This is a genomic window from Synechococcus sp. CBW1006, from assembly GCF_015840525.1.
GTDB lineage: Bacteria > Cyanobacteriota > Cyanobacteriia > PCC-6307 > Cyanobiaceae > CBW1002.
Map to the genome: position 1 here is coordinate 3,236,811 of NZ_CP060396.1, position 19,498 is coordinate 3,256,308.

General features: G+C 64.4%; 33 protein-coding genes and 1 pseudogene. 21 read left to right on the forward strand and 13 right to left on the reverse strand.

Annotation, left to right across the window (positions count from 1 at the left end; all coding sequences use genetic code 11):
* Positions 1-16 precede the first annotated feature (16 nt).
* From H8F26_RS15930 to istB, 6 genes and pseudogenes are all read left to right on the forward strand, one after another.
* Complete coding sequence (locus tag H8F26_RS15930; protein WP_197155684.1) at positions 17-214, forward strand: type II toxin-antitoxin system HicB family antitoxin; 198 nt, start codon at positions 17-19, stop codon at positions 212-214.
* The gene (locus H8F26_RS15935) at positions 214-426 is read left to right on the forward strand and encodes a type II toxin-antitoxin system HicA family toxin (protein WP_197155686.1); all 213 of its coding nucleotides are present in this window, start codon (positions 214-216) and stop codon (positions 424-426) included. The genes H8F26_RS15930 and H8F26_RS15935 overlap by 1 nt, the downstream gene beginning before the upstream one ends.
* Before the next feature lie 128 nt (positions 427-554).
* Positions 555-749, forward strand: coding sequence for a DNA-binding protein (locus H8F26_RS15940; protein ID WP_197155687.1), 195 nt, complete (start codon positions 555-557; stop codon positions 747-749).
* Complete coding sequence (locus H8F26_RS15945; protein ID WP_197155689.1) at positions 746-1,135, forward strand: type II toxin-antitoxin system death-on-curing family toxin; 390 nt, start codon at positions 746-748, stop codon at positions 1,133-1,135. The genes H8F26_RS15940 and H8F26_RS15945 overlap by 4 nt, the downstream gene beginning before the upstream one ends.
* A gap of 162 nt (positions 1,136-1,297) precedes the next feature.
* A pseudogene (gene istA / locus H8F26_RS19645) lies at positions 1,298-2,185 on the forward strand (IS21 family transposase); the annotation flags it as partial.
* Between the two features lie 574 nt (positions 2,186-2,759).
* Entirely contained in the window at positions 2,760-3,554 is a 795-nt protein-coding gene (gene istB / locus H8F26_RS15955; protein WP_231597868.1) for an IS21-like element helper ATPase IstB, read from the forward strand.
* A gap of 213 nt (positions 3,555-3,767) precedes the next feature.
* Here the strand turns inward: istB and H8F26_RS15960 are convergent, their stop codons facing one another.
* Together H8F26_RS15960 and H8F26_RS19650 are read right to left on the reverse strand one after the other, a co-directional pair.
* A complete protein-coding gene (locus H8F26_RS15960) occupies positions 3,768-4,640 on the reverse strand; it encodes an IS3 family transposase (protein WP_231598222.1) in 873 nt (290 codons plus the stop codon).
* Between the two features lie 10 nt (positions 4,641-4,650).
* Positions 4,651-4,938, reverse strand: a complete 288-nt coding sequence (locus H8F26_RS19650) for a transposase (protein ID WP_231597691.1) — start codon at positions 4,936-4,938, stop codon at positions 4,651-4,653.
* Positions 4,939-5,449: 511 nt separating this feature from the next.
* Between H8F26_RS19650 and H8F26_RS15965 the strand changes: the two genes are divergently transcribed.
* Positions 5,450-6,181, forward strand: a complete 732-nt coding sequence (locus H8F26_RS15965; RefSeq protein WP_231605291.1) for a chitin deacetylase family protein — start codon at positions 5,450-5,452, stop codon at positions 6,179-6,181.
* A 43-nt stretch (positions 6,182-6,224) separates the two neighbouring features.
* Here H8F26_RS15965 and H8F26_RS15970 read toward each other — a convergent pair whose 3' ends face one another.
* Entirely contained in the window at positions 6,225-6,866 is a 642-nt protein-coding gene (locus H8F26_RS15970; RefSeq protein WP_197155691.1) for a hypothetical protein, read from the reverse strand.
* 194 nt (positions 6,867-7,060) lie between these two features.
* On the opposite strand from H8F26_RS15970, the gene H8F26_RS15975 reads away from it, so the two are divergent.
* The 4 genes from H8F26_RS15975 (at position 7,061) to H8F26_RS15990 (ending at position 9,644) form a co-directional block, all read left to right on the forward strand.
* The gene (locus H8F26_RS15975; RefSeq protein ID WP_231605292.1) at positions 7,061-7,261 is read left to right on the forward strand and encodes a type II toxin-antitoxin system Phd/YefM family antitoxin; all 201 of its coding nucleotides are present in this window, start codon (positions 7,061-7,063) and stop codon (positions 7,259-7,261) included.
* 422 nt (positions 7,262-7,683) lie between these two features.
* Positions 7,684-8,820 (forward strand): IS5 family transposase, encoded by a 1,137-nt coding sequence (locus H8F26_RS15980; RefSeq protein ID WP_197155695.1) that lies wholly within the window; start codon positions 7,684-7,686, stop codon positions 8,818-8,820.
* 204 nt (positions 8,821-9,024) lie between these two features.
* The gene (locus tag H8F26_RS15985; protein WP_231605293.1) at positions 9,025-9,312 is read left to right on the forward strand and encodes a nucleotidyltransferase domain-containing protein; all 288 of its coding nucleotides are present in this window, start codon (positions 9,025-9,027) and stop codon (positions 9,310-9,312) included.
* A complete protein-coding gene (locus tag H8F26_RS15990) occupies positions 9,312-9,644 on the forward strand; it encodes a DUF86 domain-containing protein (RefSeq protein ID WP_197155697.1) in 333 nt (110 codons plus the stop codon). The genes H8F26_RS15985 and H8F26_RS15990 overlap by 1 nt, the downstream gene beginning before the upstream one ends.
* Positions 9,645-10,131: 487 nt before the next feature.
* Here the strand turns inward: H8F26_RS15990 and H8F26_RS15995 are convergent, their stop codons facing one another.
* From H8F26_RS15995 to H8F26_RS19655, 5 genes are all read right to left on the reverse strand, one after another.
* Complete coding sequence (locus tag H8F26_RS15995) at positions 10,132-10,512, reverse strand: VOC family protein (protein WP_231605294.1); 381 nt, start codon at positions 10,510-10,512, stop codon at positions 10,132-10,134.
* Positions 10,481-10,759 carry a CDGSH iron-sulfur domain-containing protein gene (locus tag H8F26_RS16000; protein ID WP_197155701.1) on the reverse strand — a complete coding sequence of 93 codons (279 nt, stop codon included), beginning with the start codon at positions 10,757-10,759 and terminating at the stop codon, positions 10,481-10,483. Before H8F26_RS16000 ends, H8F26_RS15995 begins: the two co-directional genes overlap by 32 nt.
* Positions 10,760-11,066: 307 nt before the next feature.
* Positions 11,067-12,278: a DUF6880 family protein gene (locus H8F26_RS16005; protein WP_370594713.1), complete on the reverse strand. Its 1,212-nt coding sequence runs from the start codon at positions 12,276-12,278 to the stop codon at positions 11,067-11,069.
* 27 nt (positions 12,279-12,305) lie between these two features.
* Positions 12,306-13,178 carry an IS3 family transposase gene (locus H8F26_RS16010; protein ID WP_231598222.1) on the reverse strand — a complete coding sequence of 291 codons (873 nt, stop codon included), beginning with the start codon at positions 13,176-13,178 and terminating at the stop codon, positions 12,306-12,308.
* A 10-nt stretch (positions 13,179-13,188) separates the two neighbouring features.
* Positions 13,189-13,476: a transposase gene (locus tag H8F26_RS19655; RefSeq protein ID WP_231597691.1), complete on the reverse strand. Its 288-nt coding sequence runs from the start codon at positions 13,474-13,476 to the stop codon at positions 13,189-13,191.
* Between the two features lie 120 nt (positions 13,477-13,596).
* Between H8F26_RS19655 and H8F26_RS16015 the strand changes: the two genes are divergently transcribed.
* Positions 13,597-13,761 (forward strand): hypothetical protein, encoded by a 165-nt coding sequence (locus tag H8F26_RS16015; protein WP_197155705.1) that lies wholly within the window; start codon positions 13,597-13,599, stop codon positions 13,759-13,761.
* Positions 13,762-13,837: 76 nt separating this feature from the next.
* On the forward strand, positions 13,838-14,152 hold the full coding sequence (locus H8F26_RS16020) for a hypothetical protein (RefSeq protein WP_197155707.1): 315 nt from the start codon (positions 13,838-13,840) through the stop codon (positions 14,150-14,152).
* A gap of 78 nt (positions 14,153-14,230) precedes the next feature.
* Here H8F26_RS16020 and H8F26_RS16025 read toward each other — a convergent pair whose 3' ends face one another.
* From H8F26_RS16025 to H8F26_RS16035, 3 genes are all read right to left on the reverse strand, one after another.
* The gene (locus H8F26_RS16025; RefSeq protein WP_197155708.1) at positions 14,231-14,629 is read right to left on the reverse strand and encodes a type II toxin-antitoxin system VapC family toxin; all 399 of its coding nucleotides are present in this window, start codon (positions 14,627-14,629) and stop codon (positions 14,231-14,233) included.
* A gap of 8 nt (positions 14,630-14,637) precedes the next feature.
* The gene (gene vapB, locus H8F26_RS16030) at positions 14,638-14,874 is read right to left on the reverse strand and encodes a type II toxin-antitoxin system VapB family antitoxin (RefSeq protein ID WP_197155710.1); all 237 of its coding nucleotides are present in this window, start codon (positions 14,872-14,874) and stop codon (positions 14,638-14,640) included.
* A 99-nt stretch (positions 14,875-14,973) separates the two neighbouring features.
* On the reverse strand, positions 14,974-15,141 hold the full coding sequence (locus tag H8F26_RS16035; protein ID WP_197159372.1) for a hypothetical protein: 168 nt from the start codon (positions 15,139-15,141) through the stop codon (positions 14,974-14,976).
* 42 nt (positions 15,142-15,183) lie between these two features.
* On the opposite strand from H8F26_RS16035, the gene H8F26_RS16040 reads away from it, so the two are divergent.
* The 6 genes from H8F26_RS16040 (at position 15,184) to H8F26_RS16065 (ending at position 17,451) form a co-directional block, all read left to right on the forward strand.
* Positions 15,184-15,369, forward strand: coding sequence for a hypothetical protein (locus tag H8F26_RS16040; protein ID WP_197159373.1), 186 nt, complete (start codon positions 15,184-15,186; stop codon positions 15,367-15,369).
* A gap of 44 nt (positions 15,370-15,413) precedes the next feature.
* A complete protein-coding gene (locus tag H8F26_RS16045; RefSeq protein WP_231597904.1) occupies positions 15,414-15,869 on the forward strand; it encodes a hypothetical protein in 456 nt (151 codons plus the stop codon).
* 146 nt (positions 15,870-16,015) lie between these two features.
* Complete coding sequence (locus H8F26_RS16050; protein WP_197155712.1) at positions 16,016-16,282, forward strand: ribbon-helix-helix protein, CopG family; 267 nt, start codon at positions 16,016-16,018, stop codon at positions 16,280-16,282.
* Positions 16,282-16,710: a type II toxin-antitoxin system VapC family toxin gene (locus H8F26_RS16055; protein WP_197155714.1), complete on the forward strand. Its 429-nt coding sequence runs from the start codon at positions 16,282-16,284 to the stop codon at positions 16,708-16,710. The genes H8F26_RS16050 and H8F26_RS16055 overlap by 1 nt, the downstream gene beginning before the upstream one ends.
* A 124-nt stretch (positions 16,711-16,834) precedes the next feature.
* A complete protein-coding gene (locus tag H8F26_RS16060; protein WP_197155716.1) occupies positions 16,835-17,029 on the forward strand; it encodes a hypothetical protein in 195 nt (64 codons plus the stop codon).
* 254 nt (positions 17,030-17,283) lie between these two features.
* Positions 17,284-17,451, forward strand: a complete 168-nt coding sequence (locus tag H8F26_RS16065) for a hypothetical protein (protein WP_197155718.1) — start codon at positions 17,284-17,286, stop codon at positions 17,449-17,451.
* 41 nt (positions 17,452-17,492) lie between these two features.
* On the opposite strand, the gene H8F26_RS16070 is transcribed toward H8F26_RS16065, so the two are convergent.
* Together H8F26_RS16070 and H8F26_RS16075 are read right to left on the reverse strand one after the other, a co-directional pair.
* Positions 17,493-17,879, reverse strand: coding sequence for a type II toxin-antitoxin system VapC family toxin (locus tag H8F26_RS16070; protein WP_231605295.1), 387 nt, complete (start codon positions 17,877-17,879; stop codon positions 17,493-17,495).
* Positions 17,879-18,103 (reverse strand): hypothetical protein, encoded by a 225-nt coding sequence (locus tag H8F26_RS16075; protein ID WP_197155720.1) that lies wholly within the window; start codon positions 18,101-18,103, stop codon positions 17,879-17,881. The genes H8F26_RS16070 and H8F26_RS16075 overlap by 1 nt, the downstream gene beginning before the upstream one ends.
* 274 nt (positions 18,104-18,377) lie before the next feature.
* Here H8F26_RS16075 and H8F26_RS16080 point away from each other — a divergent pair, with 274 nt between their 5' ends.
* Complete coding sequence (locus H8F26_RS16080; RefSeq protein ID WP_197155721.1) at positions 18,378-18,890, forward strand: hypothetical protein; 513 nt, start codon at positions 18,378-18,380, stop codon at positions 18,888-18,890.
* A gap of 295 nt (positions 18,891-19,185) precedes the next feature.
* Positions 19,186-19,353, forward strand: coding sequence for a hypothetical protein (locus tag H8F26_RS16085; RefSeq protein WP_197155723.1), 168 nt, complete (start codon positions 19,186-19,188; stop codon positions 19,351-19,353).
* The last annotated feature ends 145 nt before the right edge of the window (positions 19,354-19,498 follow it).

Here is a 19,498-nt window from a genome sequence, read left to right on the forward strand (position 1 = left end):
CCAAGGCGCCGGCTCCATGACCTACCGCATCCGCCTGCTGGAAACCGAAGAAGGCTGGGCTGTGAGCTGCCTCGACCTGCCTGGCTGTCACTCCCAGGGCAGCACCCGCGAGGAAGCTCTCAGCAACATCCGCGAGGCCATCACCCTCTGGCTTGAGGTTGAGGCCGAGGAGTCCGGCGTGAAGACCGTGGAGACGCTGGAGCTGAGCGTGTAATGCCCAGGCTTCCGGGGATCAGCCAGAAGGAGGCGGTGCGGGTATTCCAGAAACTTGGCTATCGGGTGGTGAGGGAATCCGGGCATCTGATCATGAGCAACGGCGAGCGGCGCCTGGTCATTCCCCGTCATGATCTGATCAACGCCATCACCATGGGCGCGATTGCCCGGGATGCAGGCCTGACGCCTCAGCAGTTCCTGGAATTGCTCTGAGACAGGAGGATGAACCGCTGGCGGCTGGAGAGGCCCATCCCGGCGGGGTGGATGGAGGGGATGGGGTTGGCGGTTTGAGGAGGCAACCCCCATCAACCCTCCTAAAGTGAGAGTCTTGGAGGAGTGCCATGGCCCTCGCCATCAATCTCAATGAAGAGCAGTCCCGTGCCCTCGCCGAGGTGGCGGTACGGCTCAACGTGGCCCAGCAGGACCTGGCGGCAGCTGCTGTTCGCGATCTGTTGAGCAGGCCCTCCGCTGACTTTGAGGTCGCCGCCTCCCAAGTGCTGGCAAAGAATAAGGAGCTCTACCGGCGCCTGGCTTGATCCGCTTTCTCAGCCTCAGCGAGGTTCTGGAGCTGCATCGCCGTCTGATCGTCACCTCTGGTGGGTTGCCCGGATTGCGGGACCTCGGCCTGCTGGAGGCGTCACTCTCGCAGCCCCGCCAGACATTCTCGGGTACTGATCTCTATCCCACTCTCGTCGATAAGGCAGCAGCACTTGGCTTTTCTTTGATCAGGAACCATCCCTTTGTGGATGGCAACAAACGCATCGGTCATGCCGCCATGGAAGTCATGCTGATGCTCAATGGGTATGAACTGACGGCTTCGACGGAAGCAGCGGAAGCCACCATTCTGGCTGTGGCCTCCGGAGCGCTTGGGCGCCAGGCGTTGAGCAACTGGGTTCGGCAAATGATCAAGAGCTCGGAATGAGGTGATTCTGCAAACAGATCACCAGCCGTGTCCGGCGACGATTAGGTAGGCGGGTCCGCGCAACTACATAGGCGGGTCTCAGGACGCGACAACAGGGTTCCGATTCCGGTCTGGAGCCCTGCCATGCCCGCCCCTCTGTCGTTGCGGATCAAGGAGCGGTACATGGCAAAACGGGCCAATGGGCTCAGCCAACAGGTGGCGGCTGATGCGGCGGGGATTTCGGTGCGCAGCGCGCAACGGATCGATCGGGGTGAGCTGCAGCCCGAGGGGCAACAGCAGCAGCGGGGTCGCCATTGGCGCACCCGAGCCGATCCCCTGGCCGAGGTCTGGGAGAGCGTGCTGGTGCCGATGCTTGAGAAGGCGCCGCAACTGGAACCCCAGACCCTGCTGCTTCACCTGGAACAGCTCAGGCCTGGCGAGGAGTGGTACCGGCGCAAGCGGACCCTGCAGCGCCGCGTCGAGCAGTGGCGGGCCCTGCACGGCCCGGCCCAGGAGGTGATGTTCCTGCAGCAGCACCGGGCCGGTGTACTGGGGATCTCGGATTTCACGTTGCTCAAAGGTGAGCCGATCACCGTGGCGGGGGAGGTGCTGGAGCACCGGCTGTTCCACTTCCGCCTGCCCTATTCGGGCTGGTGCCATGTGGCGGTGATCCACGGCGGCGAAAGCTTTGTCGCCCTATCCGAGGCCCTGCAAAACGCTCTCGCTCTTTGCGGTGGGGTGCCGGCGGAGCACCGCACCGACAGCCTGAGTGCTTGCTTCCGCAACCGCGACGGCAGCTACGCCGGCGATTACACGAGCCGTTACCGCGAGCTGTGCGCCCACCTGGGGGTGATCGCCACCCGCAACAACCGCGGCGTTGCCCACGAGAACGGCGCGATCGAGGGCCCGCACCGGCACTGGAAACATCGGCTGGAGCAGCAGCTGATCCAGCGCGGCAGCCGTGATTTCGCCACCGAGGCCGACTACCGGCAGCTCGTCGCCCAGGTCACCAACACGCTCAACAGCCGCTACCAGGTGCAGGGGAACCTGGAGATTGAGCAGCTGCATCTCCAGCCCCTGCCGGTGGAGCGCTTTGCCGACTACGAGCCGGTGGTGGCGCGGGTGCGGAGCACCAGCACGATCGAGGTGCGCTCGGTCACCTACAGCGTCCCCTCGCGGCTGATCGGCCAGCAGCTGACGGTGCACTTGCGCCATGACCGGCTGGATCTGTTCCTGCGCAGCAAGTTCGTGGAGACCCTGCCACGGTTGCATCGGCGAGCGGGAGAAAGCGGGCCGTTGCGGCGGATCGATTTCCGCCACGTGATCGAGAGTCTGCGCCGCAAACCCCGGGCGCTGCTGCGTGCCCAGCTGCAGTCCGACCTGCTCCCCGGAGAGACCTGGCGTCAGTTGTGGCGCTTGCTTTTGGCGGCCCTGCCGCCGGATGAGGCCGCCAAGGTCATGGTGGACGCCCTCCATGTCGCTGCCCGGACGGACGATCTGGCCGGTGTGGAGCGGTATCTGCGGCGTCAGCTCCGCCGCGGTGAGCTGAACCTCACGGCCCTGCGCGATCACTACGGCCTGCGGCCCCCCCGGGGCCTGGCGGCCATGCCCCAGCTCGACATCCCCGAACACACCCTCAGCAGCTATGACGAACTCCTGGTTGGAACCCCCGAGCAGGCCGGCACTGGAAACGGCTCTGCCATCGGTGTTGAAACAGTTGAAACTGCCCCAGTTCCGCAGCCAGTGGCAGGCGGCCGAGCAGCAGGCCACAGCCGCTGGCTGGAGTCCAGCCAGCTACCTCTATGTGCTGGCAGAGCAGGAACACCAGCAGCGGCATCAAGCCCGTCAACGGCGGCTGTTGCATGAGGCCCAGCTGCCGGTCCCCAAGACCCTGGCGGACTACGACTGGAACGCCATCCCGGATCTTGAGCGTCCTCAGATCGAGCAGCTCGCCCACGACACCGGCTGGCTGGATCGGGCCGAGAACCTGCTGCTATTCGGTCCCAGCGGTGTGGGCAAAACCCACCTGGCAGCAGGCATCTGCCGCAGCCTGATCGCCCTGGACCGCACGGCGCGGTTTTTCTCCGCCACCACGCTGGTGCAGGAGCTGCAGCGCGCCAAAGCCGATTACGCCCTGGCTAAGGCCCTGACCCGACTGGATCGCTTTGCCCTGCTGGTGATCGATGACATCGGCTACGTCCGCAAGGACGAGGCCGAGACCTCGGTGCTGTTCGAGCTGGTGATGCACCGCTACGAGCGCAGATCCCTGTTGGTGACCAGTAACCAGCCGTTCAGCGAGTGGGAGAACGTCTTCTCCACCAGCGCCATGACCGTGGCAGCGGTGGACCGGCTGGTGGACCACAGCACGCTGATTCAGATCAATGGCGAGAGCTACCGCCGCAAACGGGCACGGCGGATTGACCGCTCCAGCGCAGGCTGATTCGTCGCCGCGACCAGGCGTCAATTACCCGCCAACCACAAGCCAACCCCTGGCGCCAGGTGCCGGTGATGAGCTCCGCGCTGCCGTCGGACCGTGGGGTCCGCCGGCTCGTGCGCTCCGCTGCAGCGCTCAGGCGGGACAGCAGCAAGAGCACCGGCCAACGGGCTTGACGCCTGGGGCCGATCAGAAGATCCCGGCTGAGGTGGGTGCCTTTTATTGGACAGTTCCGGCCCCTGACATCGTTAACCCAGGACGGGTGGAACATGGTTCGGCCTCAGTGTAGACCGCGTGGGGAGTTTTGCCTCCAAGGGAACTGTGAGGTCTTACATGGCAATACCGCCACAGGAAGCGGGCCAGGCTGATTTCAGCGTCCCAGCCATCGCTGTATGCCCGTAGGTAGACCTCCTCGTACTTGACAGTCCTCCACAGCCGTTCAACAAGGATGTTGTCGTAGCACCGCTTTCTGCCGGACCAGCTGATCTGGATCCGCTCCCCTTTGAGTCTGGCCACAAAGTCAGCGGACGTGAACTGACAGCCTTGATCGGAGTGGAAGATCTCTGGCCTACGGCCGCCTCCCAAGGCCATCTCCAGGGCCTCCAGACAGAACTTCGTGTCAAGGCTGTTGGAGAGCCTCCAGCTGAGCACATGCCTGGAATGGAGATCCATGATCGCCACCAGATAGAGGAACCCTTTCTGCAGAGGGATGTAGGTGATGTCGGTCGCCCAGACCTGATCCACCGACGTGACCTGCGTGAGGTCCACCAGGCAGGGGAACCGCACGGACGGATCACCTGGAACCGTCGTCCGGGGCTTCTGGTAGATCGCCCGTAATCCCATGCGCCGCATGAGGTTTCGCACTCGATCTCGGCTGATCGGGATACCATCTTGGGCCAGATAGTCCACCATCCGGCGGCTGCCGCTGCAGGGATCCTCCAGGTAGAGAGCATCGATCCTGGCCATGATCCGCAGCGTCGATACACGGACCGGTGTCGGCCGGTAGTACAGCGTGGATCGAGGCAGCCCCAGCAGCGCACACTGCCTGCTGATGCTGAGCTCGGGGTGGTCGTGATCGACCAGCTTGCGCAGTTCACGGGCATCAGAGCAGTTGAGACTTTTTTTTGAGCCACTCCAGCTCCATCTGCAGCCGTCCGATCTGCTGGAACAGCTCCGCCTCCTTGGCCTGCCCCTCCTCCTTGTCCTTGGTCTTCTTGCCTCGGGTGAAGAGCTCGCTGGCACCGTCCAGGAGCTGCCGCTTCCACTGGCTCACCTGGATCGGGTGGATGGCGTGGTCGGCGGCGATCTCCTGGATCGTCTTGCGGCCACTGATCGCCTCCATGGCGACCCTGGCCTTGAACTCGGGGCTGTGGGTGCGGCGCTTGCTCATCGGTGGGAGCCCCTTTCAGGGGCGGTACCCCGCCTCAGAGGTTAACGATGGGGCCTGTCCAGAAAAGCCAGACCACCTCAGACTCCATGGCAGAGGACCGGGCCAGGGTGGCTCACTTTTCGCTGTCGCCTCCCCCTGCCATGGCAGGGGGAGGACCCGGGGTAACCCGCCTACGTAATTGACGCGACCCGCCTACGTAGTTGACATCGGGCAGGCTGCGGAACGGTGGTCTGGTAACGATCGGTGAGCGTCGATTCCACCTCCTGCTGGGGAGCGTCCACGGCGGAAGCGGCCGCTGCAGACGAGGAAAGAGGAGCCATCGGACCACCCAGCGGAACCAATACAAAGGTAATGCAGTTGCATTGCCTTTGCGAGTGGAGTGTGGCTCCAGCTCTCAACCGCCAGCGGCTTGAGCAGGCAGGGATCTCCTGCTGCCAAACGCCGTTGATCTGGCGGACTGCTGGTGTGCCCGCACGGGCTCGAGAATGGGGGGCCATCGAAGAAATGCCCGATGGATGGGATCCCCCTGCTGTTGTTGGCCCTCAGCCTGATACTGCTGAGTGATCTGGTGGCGTTCGGGCTGCTGCTGCCCTCCCTGCTGATCCGCACGGTTCTGGCCCGGCGCCATCCGGAGGTGGTGTTCTGCGGAGCGGCGGATCGCAGGCGGCTGGCCCTCACCATCGACGATGGGCCGAGCGGGCCAGGTTCCGGGGCCTTGCTGGATCTGCTTCGGGAGCTGGATGTGCCGGCCACGTTCTTCCTGGTCGGCTCCCATCTGGAGCGCGATCCGCACTTTCCACGAAGGGCCCTGCAGGAGGGCCACGACCTCGGCAACCACCTCTGGCGGGATGAGCGGACCGCCACCCTGGCGGAGCCGGCCTTTCTGCAGCAACTGCGCGACACCCAGCGGGCGATCGAGCGGGCCGCTCTGCCGGAACGGCTCACCTGGTGCTGGTGCCGACCCGGACAGGGATGGTTTCACCGGCCGATGGTGGAGTGGCTGCGCGGCCGCCGCTACCGCCTGGTGCTGGCCTCGATCTTCCCCTGGGATACCCTGCGGCCACCGCTGGGTTTCATGCGCTGGTTCGTGCGGATCAACGCCCATCCCGGCGGAATCCTGGTGCTGCACGACACGCCGGCCCTGAGTGGGCGAACCCTCCGAGCCCTGCGCCGGATCATTCCCGACCTGCAACGGCTCGGGTATACGTTCGTGCCGCTGGCGGAGCTGCTCGATGCGGAGTAACTGCGCCTAGAAGAAGGATCAGCGCAGAGCCTGAATTGCCACCTCATTCCAATAGACGTAAGTCTGGCGCCTGCCAGCGCAGCCGAGCAGCTGTGGAATGGAGAAGAGCACGGCTGTAGTACTGCAAGGGCAAAGACCGTTCGCCATGGCGGGCGATCAGCTCCGCAGCCAGGTCCTCGATCGGTTGCGTGCGATCTGTTTTCTGCAGGAAGCCATGAATGATCCACACGTAGAACCGCGTGATCGTTTCGTGGTATCCCTGGCTTTCAGTATTTTCTATGCCGGTGGCTGCGTTGTAGATTCTGATTCCATCACGGAGTTTTTCGAGCGCCTCAACTGGAGACGCATGAAGCACATGCCACAGTCCAATCTTCAGATGGGCGTGGTGGGTCCACTCGCTTCTGGGCAAGGTGCAGGAGGTGAAGGATTGCACCAGCTCTTGCACGGGCTGCTCCATCAAGGTGTTCCATCGAGGTGTTCGTCGCTGCGCCAGGGCAGACCTGGACAAACCATGAGCTTCCTTGAACAGAGTCTTGACATTCATACCTGTGACTTGACGGCAGATGTTCAGCAGGTGGTTGCCCAAGAACTCCCTAATCACGAACGTCTTTAAGTGCGTACCAGTCCAGCCTTTGAACGCCTTCAGCAGAGGCCTGGACCAGCTCAATACCCTTGACAGTTCCATCACTCTTGTACCAGGGGTCTTCGCACAATGACGCAAAAGCCTGACGTGCTTCTTCCTGGGACTGAAAGGTCCCGACATTCACGATCCCCCAGGAATCGTGGGTATGAATCCTGAACATCAGAAGCTCACGTCGTTGCTCCCATTATCGTGGAACCAACCTCAAAGCTGCGCCACTCCACATGCGTCCGGAGACCATGCATGACGACAAGACGCATCGTTCTCGCCTGGTGGAGGATGCAGCGGCAGGTGAAGCCTTTGTGATCGGCATGGCCGGCCGGCCGATGGTGCGCCGCCTGGGCCTGCTGGGGGACCAGTGCAGCGTGCCCGACGACTTCGATCAAATGGCTGCCGGCGATATTGCTGCTCTGTTTGAAGGCGCTGGGCAAGGCGGCTGAGCCGCGCCATGCCTCGGCTGCTGTGCTGATCAAGGCAGAGTCCCCGTTGGCGAGTTACCCAGTGCCGCTCCTGTTCATGGCCGCTACCGAGAGGTGTAGCCGTGCCTGAAGCTGTTGGCCACCGCCCGCTCACCCCGCGCAGCCAGGCTCTCCACCTCGGTGCTCGGACCGCCAGCCGTCCTGTCGCTTGTGGTACGACCTCCCTGCAGCTGTGAACGGTTTGCCGTACTGACGCGGCGGTCCAGCGGATCTATCAATGAATCAGAGGCCTCGACCAGGGCGGTTCCAACCAGTTCCCTGCAACCGGCCAGTCCACCAGTGACCATGGCCTCACGAGGCAGGGCGAGCTGAGTCGCTTCTCTTAGGAGTTTGCTGAAAAACCCCGCCGCCTCTGCGAAAATAGGGCAACTGCCCCAGGTTTGATGCGAGGTCAGCAGGAGCGCAGCGGCTCCTTGTTCTCCTACGTCTCGATCGAGGAGCGGATCCCGACCAGCCATCCACTCAGGCGGATTCGCAAGCTGGCGGATCAGGCCCTCGATCGACTCAATCCCACCTTCTGCAGGTTGTATGCCTCAGAAGGGAGACCATCGGTGCCGCCAGAGCAGCTGCTGCTGGCCTCGTTGTTGCAGGCGTTCTACGGCATCCGCTCCGAGAGGCTGCTGCTGGAGCAGGTCCACTACAACCTGCTGTTCCGCTGGTTTGTGGGCTTGAGCCCTGACGATGCGATCTGGCATCCGACCACATTCACCAAGAATCGTGATCGGCTCCTCACTGACGACGTCATGGGGCTGTTCCTGGAGAAGCTGATGGGAGCACCCGAGGTCAAACCGCTGCTCAGTGACGAGCACTTTTCGGTGGACGGCACGTTGCTCCAGGTCTGGGCGTCACACGCTTCCTTGGAGCGGATCGATGGCCAGGAGGATCCTCCGCCTCCGCCCACAGGTCCTGGCGAAGGATTCGGTGCTCCCAAAGAGGGAAAGAAGCGCGCCAAAGGGGACTTTCGCGGCATCAAGCTCAGCAACGAGACCCACCGCTCCAGCACCGATCCTGAGGCACGGCTGGTCCGGAAATCGAATGCCCATCCAGCGCAGCTGAGCTATCGGGGCCATGTCCTCATGGACAACCGCCACGACCTGATCGTCGATTGCCGCGTCACCCAGGCCACGGGCACCGGTGAGCGGGATGCCGCCAAAGAGATGGCAGCAGACCTCACCGGTGCCCACCAGAAGACCGTCGGCGCCGACAAGAACTACGACACCAAAGGGTTTGTCGCTGAGATGCGGCGGATCGGTGTCACGCCCCACGTGGCCCAGAACACGGCCCGCAGCGGTGGCTCAGCCATTGATGGCCGCACCACCCGTCACGTGGGCTACTCCAAATCGATCAACGCCCGCCGGGGGATCGAAAAGGTGTTTGGTTGGATCAAGGCGTTCGGAGGGCTGCGCCAGTTCAAACTGCGCGGTACCGAGAAGGTCGGCGCCGTGTTTGGCCTGCATGTGATCGCCTACAACCTGATCCGCCTGGGCAACCTGCTCAAGCCCGCGATGGAGGCGGCATGAACAGCCCGTTGTCCAGAGGTGTGCCCAATAGGCCTCAACCAATGCCTTGCAGAGAGGCCAACGATGCCGAAATCGGGCTGTTTGCGGCTCTGATAGCCGCCGATCCGTCTTTTTGAGCCGGAAATCCACTGATGCCTGTGGAAAACTGGCTCGTGGGTTGGTTTTTCAGCAAACTCTTAGGCTACCAATGGCTTCTGGGCAGCCATGCGCCTCGACGACCTACTGGCACAGGCTCCAAGGATCAGGGAGATCGCCATGGCCCATGGCGCCAGCAATCTGGCGGCATTTGGGTCCGTGGCCCTTGATCAGGCTGGACCCGACAGTGATCTGGATCTGCTGGTGGATCTGCCTCCACGCACCGGTCTCCTGGATCGCATTGCCCTGAAGCAGGCCCTGGAAGACACGCTGCACTGCCGCGTTGATCTGATTCGCCGCCGCAATCTCAGGCCCACCGCTCTGGCCTCGGCTGAGCGGGACGCGATCCCTCTGTGATGGAGCCCAGGGACCGTGATGCCTTGCGCGACATCCTGACCACGATCCGACGGGTTCAAGGATTCCCCATTCCCGATCGCGAGACATTCATGGCCAGCGACGTTCTCCAGGATGCCGTGGTGCGCAATCTGGAGATCATTGGGGAAGCCACCAAGTGGCTGAGCGACTCCTGCCGCAAGCAACATCCACAGATCCCCTGGCTGGAGATGGCAGGTATGCGGGATGTGCTGATCCATGCCTATGACCGCGTGGACCTTGAGGAGGTGTGGATCACCCTGAGCGAGCAACTGCCTGCGCTGCTGGTACAGATTGAGCCTCTGATCAGCGTGTGATCAGGTGACTTCTGAATCGATCAGAAGTCCTCAGGAACTGAGGTGAGCAGAGCCTCTCTGGAGTTGATGCCTTGCTGATCGCCTTGATTGTCGTCGGAAACACGACAAAGCCCAGTGACGAGGCCACCGGGCTTGAATCGTGGGTTGTGAGGTCGGAGCTGCTGACGCTGGCACCTGGGGCCAGGGGTCTATCGGGACGTTCCGTTGGGTCCGGGGCACCTGAGGCGGTGCAATGGACGGCGCCAGGGTTGTTTCAGCAAAACAGCCGCGACACGCCAGGAACGTCAGTGATCCGTTGAGAGTGTTGGAGCAGGGGCCGGATCGTCAGCGCACTCCTGACGGTTGCTCAGGTGGGGTGTCTTCCATGCGCTGGAGCCTCCCGGGTGTCGATCGACTCACGATCGGACGGATGGCGGCTCAGGACAAGAGCTGGAGCGCGAACGAAACCGCTCTTCACCAAGGGCAATGGGGCTTCATGAAGGGGACTTCACGCTGCTGGCATCACCAGCAACAGCAACCGGTTGCCCTCCGGATCCAGCAGCCAGGCTTCTGCGCCAAAGGGTTCCACGCGTGGCGGTTCCTGCAGCGAGGCGCCCAGGCCCAGCGCCGCGGTGATCCAGGTGTTGAGCACGGCAACAGCGCCCGTGCGATCCGCCTGGCGTTGCAGGCACAGCGCCAGCCGTCCCAGCTGCTGCGGCTGGGGATGGCTGCGCGATGGCGCGTAGATCTCCAGCCAACCACCGGCCGGCCAGGCCACCCGCCAGTGGGTGCCACTCAGCCCCGGCTGCGGCTCCACCTGCAGCAGTGCGCCGTAGAAGCGGGCCAGGCCAGCCGGATCATCGGCGGCCAGCACGATCGAGGCGCTCATCCCCATGGCCGCCACCAGGGCCCGCGGGGCTGGGCGGTATGGCGGCCGTCGCAGAGGGATAGCGGTGCGAACGGCCGCAGCGGCACAGCAGCATCGTGGCCGCCTCGCTCAGGCGCAGCTCGTAGGACACCCGGCCTGTTCCCAGATGGGCACCATCGCAGAACCAGCCCTGACGGCTGCGACCACAACCGCACAGCTGATGCACCCCGGCGGGCAGTTCCAGCGGTTCAGGACCTGGGGTGGCCATAGGCCTTGATGCCATCGGGGTAGACGTGCAGGAGCAGGCAGCGGATCTCGCAGCAGGGAGCGGTGGGGAGTGCCATGGGAAGGAAGGCGTGGAACCACCGACCGAGACCCGCTGCGGCAGAGGCGACAAGGACCGCGTCGCACCGAGAGGTGCGGCTTGCAGACACCGCGGCCCGGCCTGATCCTTGCCGCCGCTGACGCGGTGGGCACGCTGGGAGGGTTCACGCCGTTCCCGTGGTGCTCCCCGCCCGCGGCGGCGACGGTTCGTCGTGGCCATGCAGAACGGCGCTGGCTGCAGCAGGGCCGGATCAGAGGCCCAGGGGCCTGGCCTTGCTCCAGAAGCCGCGTTTGCGGGCATGGGTGGAGCGGATCGCTGCCAGGTAGGCCTCATGGGGTGGGATTTCGCCCCAGTCGCTGATGCGAGAGCTCAGCTGCTGGCAGGTGTGCAGATGGCCGGCGGCGGCACCGCATTGGCAGGTGCAGCCATTGGTCAGCGCGAAATCCACCATGCAGCGCAGGGCCAGGGTGGCCGCCAGCGGATGGTCTGCACTCAGGCGCTCCGCTGCCGCGTCGAACAGCCCGTCGTGGGCACCGTTGAGTTCACCGTGGCGCTGCACGATCACCTGGGCCGCGCGGTTCAGGCCCGTGGGCCACTCCAGCAGAAAAGACAGGGCCTCGAAAAGATCCGGCCTGGCAGCCACGAAGTCGATGGCGCGCTGCTCAGCCTCCCCGTCCTCGAAAGCGGGCAGCTGCTGGAGGTAATCGCGCAGATAGGTCTCCATCAGGGTCTGCTCGAACCAGTGCCACCGGGCCGCCTGGGCCTCATCGGTGCGGCCGAGGGCCTCCAGGGCGGCGATCTGGGCGTCTTCCCAGTCGAGCACCGGCCAGGGGGAGCGCTCCGGAGAACCCTCCTGCAGAAACCGCAGGGCCTCCTCAGCTCGCCCGACCTTGAGCAGCCGCTGTGCAATCCCGGCCGCGATGCGGGGAACGCGCCGCTGCCGTTCGCCGTACTGGGCGATGTAGCCATCCACATCCCCCATCGCCTCGGCAACGGCCCTGAGGCCGGACTGTGCGGTCCAGAACCGGGACTGCTCCTGCTGGGGCGGCACCGCGGCTGGCTGCTGGGCCAGCTGCTCGAAAAGCTGCCGCAGCGCCGCCAGGCCGGTGGGTCCAAGCGACTCGGCGAGCTTCTCGATCAGGCCGTGCACGATGCCGTCGTCGTCGTGGCAGTGGGCCTCGAACACCTGTCGCGCCAGCGCTGCAGGCTCCGGCCGTGCCGCCAGAGCCACGGGGGGGAGGGCGTGGCATGCCTCCCGGAACAGCTCATCCATCTCAGCGTTGCTGTCATCGCAGCGGGCGAGCACGTTCCGGCTGAGAGCGAGGAACTCCCACAGCAGCGCCAGGGCCAGGGAGGGATCGCTCGCGGCGATCGGCCCGCGGATGGCGTCCAGCTGGCGGAGCAGTTCCTTGGCCAGCGCGCTGAGCTGCTGTCGGTCGATGAAGCTGCGCGAGCCCCGGATGCTCCCGAACTGTGAGGTGGGTGCCTTTTATTGGACAGTTCCGGCCCCTGACATCGTTAACCCAGGACGGGTGGAACATGGTTCGGCCTCAGTGTAGACCGCGTGGGGAGTTTTGCCTCCAAGGGAACTGTGAGGTCTTACATGGCAATACCGCCACAGGAAGCGGGCCAGGCTGATTTCAGCGTCCCAGCCATCGCTGTATGCCCGTAGGTAGACCTCCTCGTACTTGACAGTCCTCCACAGCCGTTCAACAAGGATGTTGTCGTAGCACCGCTTTCTGCCGGACCAGCTGATCTGGATCCGCTCCCCTTTGAGTCTGGCCACAAAGTCAGCGGACGTGAACTGACAGCCTTGATCGGAGTGGAAGATCTCTGGCCTACGGCCGCCTCCCAAGGCCATCTCCAGGGCCTCCAGACAGAACTTCGTGTCAAGGCTGTTGGAGAGCCTCCAGCTGAGCACATGCCTGGAATGGAGATCCATGATCGCCACCAGATAGAGGAACCCTTTCTGCAGAGGGATGTAGGTGATGTCGGTCGCCCAGACCTGATCCACCGACGTGACCTGCGTGAGGTCCACCAGGCAGGGGAACCGCACGGACGGATCACCTGGAACCGTCGTCCGGGGCTTCTGGTAGATCGCCCGTAATCCCATGCGCCGCATGAGGTTTCGCACTCGATCTCGGCTGATCGGGATACCATCTTGGGCCAGATAGTCCACCATCCGGCGGCTGCCGCTGCAGGGATCCTCCAGGTAGAGAGCATCGATCCTGGCCATGATCCGCAGCGTCGATACACGGACCGGTGTCGGCCGGTAGTACAGCGTGGATCGAGGCAGCCCCAGCAGCGCACACTGCCTGCTGATGCTGAGCTCGGGGTGGTCGTGATCGACCAGCTTGCGCAGTTCACGGGCATCAGAGCAGTTGAGACTTTTTTTTGAGCCACTCCAGCTCCATCTGCAGCCGTCCGATCTGCTGGAACAGCTCCGCCTCCTTGGCCTGCCCCTCCTCCTTGTCCTTGGTCTTCTTGCCTCGGGTGAAGAGCTCGCTGGCACCGTCCAGGAGCTGCCGCTTCCACTGGCTCACCTGGATCGGGTGGATGGCGTGGTCGGCGGCGATCTCCTGGATCGTCTTGCGGCCACTGATCGCCTCCATGGCGACCCTGGCCTTGAACTCGGGGCTGTGGGTGCGGCGCTTGCTCATCGGTGGGAGCCCCTTTCAGGGGCGGTACCCCGCCTCAGAGGTTAACGATGGGGCCTGTCCAGAAAAGCCAGACCACCTCACTGCTGACGCACCAGGGCGGACCAGCTGGCGAAAGCGGGAGTGGCGGGGATCAGTCTGCGTGCCGCCGCCGCTTTCGCCGCACCGCAGGATGCTCCGCGCCGGGCACCTCCAGGCTCGCCCCTGGGCAAGGGCTGCGCCAGGCGCCGCTGCTGGTTGCGTGGGTGCGATCGCCCCGGCGTTGCCGCCGGTGCTCAGCGCACCTGATCGAGGGTCGGCGCCCCTTGCCGGGCGGGGCGGCCCTGCGGTGTCCCGTCGCTGCGCCGGATGGCGTCAATGGTTCATGGTCAGCTCAGTCGTTCGTTATTCCCCGCAGGATCCGGTCTCCCTGGTGGAGTCGTGCCAGAAGGCGCTGGAGTGGATCCTGCGCACCCACAGCGCCGAAGGCCGGCCGATCCGCCGCTGCTGGATCGATCATCCCTATGGGGAGGAGGAGCTCACCTTGCTGGAGGAGGAGGTGCTGCCGGTGATGGCGGCTTTCCTGGAGCGCATCGATGCGATCGATCAGGGGCTTGAAGCCAGGCTGCAGGCCGAGATCGAGGCCCAGGAGAGCCAGGCGCCGGATGGAGAAGAGGCTCCAGAGGGCGGGGCCTGCTGATGCCCTGGGGCCGGCCAGAGGCCGGCCTTTTGGCTGGCGGCCCCCCTGCGTCATTCAAGTGGGCATGGAGAGGTGCCGTCAGACCCAGTTGTCGAGCAACAGACCGTCCACCCGCTCGAATTCCCGCAGGTTGTTGCTGACCAGGGTCAGGCCCTCACTGCGGGCCTGGGCAGCGATGTGCAGATCATTCACACCAATCGCTAATCCACGCCGCTCAAGGGATGCGCGAATCAGTCCATAGTGCTGCGCAGCTTTGGCTCCGTAGCTGAGCACATCCAAGCGACTGCAGAAGTCCTCCACAACGGCAAGAGATCTCCGGGGCTGGGAACTCTTCTCAGCCCCGTGCAGCAACTCGGCCAGGGTGATCGCAGAGATCCCCATCTGGGCAGCATTCTCGTTGAATCTCTCAAGCAGCGAAGCCGGCCTTTGCTTGATCACATAGATGCAGATATTGGTATCCAGCAGATAGCGCAACATCTTCCGTGTCAGAAGGCCTCGCGCTCCGGTTGATCCTGAGTCGCCCGCTCCTGCAGGAAGTCATCCGGCACAGGCAGCGCATCCTGAAAGAACGTGTCCCAGCGGCGACCGAGCGGAGAGATGATGCGCTCCTCGCCGCAGGCCCGGACCTCCACGTCTTTCACGGAGTCAGGCAGGCGCAGATGGGCGGGGATGCGCACAGCCTGACTGCGGTTACTGAGGAAGAGCTTGGTGACAGCCGCCACGGGGAGCACCCATCTGGGATATACACGAAGTCTATCCCCTGAATGCCAGGGTGGATGGCCGCGTCATCCACCCGAGCCATTCAGGGGAATCGCTGAGATTCAGGCTGGAGCGATCCCCGCCAGAAAAGTCTCGATCCAGCGCCGGTGCCGGTTGGTGGTGATCAGCCCGGCCAGGGATGGTTGGGAGTCGGGAACCTGAAACGCGGTGCGGAAGCCCCTGGAGAAGGCCTGGTGGAGCAGCTCTCTGCCCCACGGGGTGCAGCCCACCAACAACCACCCCGCCCCGTCGAGACGGCCTGGGAAGCGCCGTTGCCGACCAGAGCCGCCCCCGCCGGCGCGCAGGTGGACCGCTGGAGCGAGTTCTCAGTGGTGGAGCTGCGAGCGCTGCTGCGCAGCTACCCGATCGATCGCCGCTCGCTGCCGGCCCCGATCGAGCTGTTGCGGCGAGAGGAGCTGCTCGAGGCCCAGATGCAGCTCGCTGCGCTGGTGACTTGAGCGCCTGAATCTCCCTGATCGCCGATTCCCCATTCCGTTCGCCCATGACCACCACCCCGATGACCGCCGCCATGCCCTCCTTGACCATGACCACCGCCTTGAGCCCCAGTGCCGCGCAGCCCCCCGTGAGCGCCGAGCCTGCCCCCGGATCGCCGGAGGCGCTGCTGCTGCTGGCTGGTCTGGGGATCCTGCCCGCCAGCGCGGACTTCAACGATCCCCGCTTTGCGCCCGACACCATCAGCAGCAGCCTGGAGCGACTCGTTGCCGTGAAGCAGGAGCTGGAATTCCTGGCGGCAGAGCAGAAACAGCTGCAGGAACATCTGCGTCTGGCCCATCTGCGCGGTGACCTCAGGCAGCAACTGCCCAGTAGGCGCTACAGCCTCAGCTGCAAGGAGATCGAATGCCAGCTCAAGGCCCGCCAGGCCTATGAACAGCAGAGCGGCGATGCCACCGCCACCGTGGGGAGCTGCTTCTGGGAGCTGCGCTCGATCAAGGGGTGAAGCCACCCATCACAGAAGCCCTGGGCCCGGCGCCCGGGGCTTTTTCTTGCCCACTCTCCCGGTGCGCCATGGCCGGAAGCCCCAGCATCCAACCACCGGTACTACGATGGGCATGCTTGTAATACAGGGATCGGGCCCTGCTCGTCATGCCCCTCACCGTCAGGCTTGACGCCGATACAGAGCACTGCCTCGAGCAGCTTCTGGCAGAAACGGGACAGGACAAGAGCTCCTTGATTCGCCAGCTGATCCGAGAACGCTGGCAGCAGCGCCAGCCCCTCCCGTCGATCACCCAGCAATTGGGTGGTCATCCCGGCAGCTTTCTCGACACCTTGCCGTCGGGGAGTTCAGAGCGTCAGGAGCGGCGCCGACTCCTCGGCCAGAGACTTGCAGCGCGGCGGATGGAGCGGCGCTGATGCGGCGAATCCTGGTCGATTCGGGGATCCTGTTGAGCTACTACCAACAGCAGGAGCCACTGCACCAGGCCGTCGTGGCCTTCTTTGATCAGACTGCCGCTCAATTGATCACCTCACCGATCTGCATCGCCGAGGTGCTCTGGCTGCTGGGTCATCCCGGTGATTCCCGCGTCATGGCCGCTCAGAACCATCTGCTCGGGGCCGTCAGCCGCTGTGGCATTGAGGTGATCAACCTGCTGCCAGTGGATTACGCCCGTATCGCGGAACTCAATCAACGCACTGCCGATCTGCCCGGCGATTTCGCCGATCTCACCTTGGTGACACTCTCGGAGCGGCTGGATGTGGCCGAGATCCTCAGTCTCGACAGCGACTTCGATGTCTACCGGCGCTTCCGGCGCGATCCCTTCAGACGCGTTCCGCTCGGCTGAGACTCTGACGCAGCATGACCATTCAATGGGATGTTCCCGCGATAAGCCCTGCAACTGAGCTCGAGCCGCCCTGGAGCACCTGCGCCGCCTTGGGGAACTCTTTGTGGACACTGCATTCCCCACCTTGCCTTTAACCACCGCAGCCATCTCGATCGAGTTGCTGATGGACACCACCAACACCCTCCAGACACTCGAAACCTTGATCACCTGCAGGGCCGACGCAGCTGTGCACCACCCCGAAAAAGGGCCAGCTCTGCGGCATCTGCTGGCGGAGCTACTGGAGTTGGTGGAAGCAAGGACAGAAGAAACGGTGAGATGAACGGTGGCTCCTGGTCCAGCGTGGTCGGACAGGCAGAGGGCGTGGTCGCTCCGGTCGTGCGACCTGACGATGCCGATCGTGGGCTGGCTGATCAGTAATCCCTGCTGCATGGCCGGGTTGTGGCACCCAAAAGCCGATCGCAGCAATCAACAAGTCATCCTTCAAACACCCCCTGTCCCGTCGTTCGCATCGGCGGACTGCCTTCCTCCACCTCAGTTGTTGATCCAGGATTGGTTTCTAGACGCACCAACCCCATGCCCCGCGAACGTGACCCCTACCGCATCCCCCGCGCCGGCTGGGAGATCGCACCGGCCGCTGGCCTGGCCTCCATTGATCTGAACGGAAACCAGGGTGCCCAGACCGGCACTGAGTTCATCGGAGAATCCACCATCGGCGGGATGCTGGTCTGCGCCGCCCTTTGAACACCCCGCTGCCATCTTTCGTCTGTTCCTGCAATGGATGCTCAGGAAGCGATCACCTCCACGGGGCACTGCAGCCCGGGCGCGCGGGCGGCACGGGCATCGGCGGTGAGCAGGGTGGCGCCGAGTTGTTCGGCCAGGGCCACATAGAGGGCGTCGTAGGCCGTGAGGTTGGCCCGCAGTTCCCAGGCCCGTGGCCAGAGGTGGCGGCTGGTGTGCCGCCGCAGCCCCAGCTGTTGGCTGGTGGCCAGGGCCTGCAGGGCGTGCTGCTCGGGCAGAAGATCGGCCAACACCAGGCGGCGCAGCACCGAGAGAAGCTCGGCATCGATCAGCTCCGGCGCCTGGAGATTGGCATCCGCGAGCCGTGCACGTGCAGGGCCATCGATCAACAGGGCATCCACCAGCACCGAGGCATCCACCACCACCACCATCAGCGTTCGGCGCGGCTCTGGCGCAGGGCCTCCAGGATCGCGCCGGGCTCGATGGTGGCCGAGGGCAAAGCCTGGAGCAGATCGGCGTTGTCCGCGCGGCGTGAGGTTTCGCAGAGCTCCTGCAGGGCAAAGGTGCTCAAGGGGAGTCCGGCGCGGCGGGCCAGCTGTTCCAGGCGCTCGGCCACATCGTCGGGCACGTGGCGGATGTAGAGGGTACGCGACACGATGGCCTCCTGCTTGCAATCTGCTAGCAGCTTAGGGGCAAATGTCGGTCTTCCACTCCCTCCAGCCATGGGCGGCACGCCCAGACAAGGCAATGGCACCAACCGTCGGATCCATTCTTTCTGCTCAATCCGCACGAACAACAGATGAGGCATTGCCCGCCCTCTGACACCCACCGGCAGCAACCCCCAAACCACCTCCAGCTGGTACTTCGCACGAATCGGCCCCCGTTCAGCCCCCGTCAGCCCCAGATTGAAGTTCCCCTGCACTCCTCCCATGACCCGAGAACGTGATCCCTACCGCATCCCCCGCGCCGGCTGGGAGATCGCACCGGCCGCTGGCCTGGCCTCCATTGACCTGAACGGAAACCAGGGTGCCCTGACCGGCACTGAGTTCATCGGAGAATCCACCGTCGGCGGGATGCTGGTCTACGCCATCTACCAGGCGCTGCTCACCGGCCTGCGCACCGAGGCGATGCGCAAGCGGGGCGACATCAATCGCGCCACCCAGATCCAGGTGATCGCCGAAAGCGTCTGGGCCACCACCAAGCAGGGGGCTGCGGTCAGTGCAGTGCTGAGCGTTGTCCTGCTGGTCTTCCCCTGGCTGGGCTTCCCCCTGACCCTGGTGGGCCTGGTAGGGATGGGCAAGGCGTCGCTGGATCTGGTCCATGCCTTCTGGGATGGCCTCAGCGATGAGCAGCGCCGTGATCTGCACCGTGCCGCCTTTGATGCGGGCGTGAACCTCAGCCAACTGCTGAGCAGGTCTGGCTCCGCCTCTCTCTCAGCATGAAGCGGGAGGTTGCGACCGGCTGGCTGGGGCGGCACTGATCACACGGATCCAGGAGCCACTCCTGGATCCGCAACAAAGCGCTGGCCTCCAGGAACGGCTCACCAGCCACGCGGCAGAACTGCAGGGCCAGCTCCCCGAGCTGCTGCTGCGCAGTGACTCTCCCCACGACGCCATCCGCAGCTGGCTGGCCGATAAGGACCTCAGCCATTGGTGGCCCCAGTCCCAGGGGGGAACGGCAGATCAGGGCTGGCAGTTCGAGACCGCCAGCTGGAACCGCAGCCGCGGCGCCGAAGCGATGAACCCTGCCGAGATCGCCCGTGCCCATGTCGATGGCGGCCTGGATGCGCTGCTGGCTCCCGGGGTGCCGGCCGACATGGCGGCCCATGGGGTGGAAGCAGCCTTGATCGCGGCCTCGATCGTCCTGGCCTGGCACCTGCTCCGCCAACGTCAGAGCTGGATATAGGCTTCTGGCGCTGGCAAGCAGAGGATTCTGCGGGCATCGATCCAGGCGGCTGGCCTCTCCGCCCTCAGTGGTGCCTCGATGTCGATGGTGGTCAGCCTGGCGCGCCTGCTTCCCGGGCCTGGCGAAAGGGCCTTCGATCTACGGG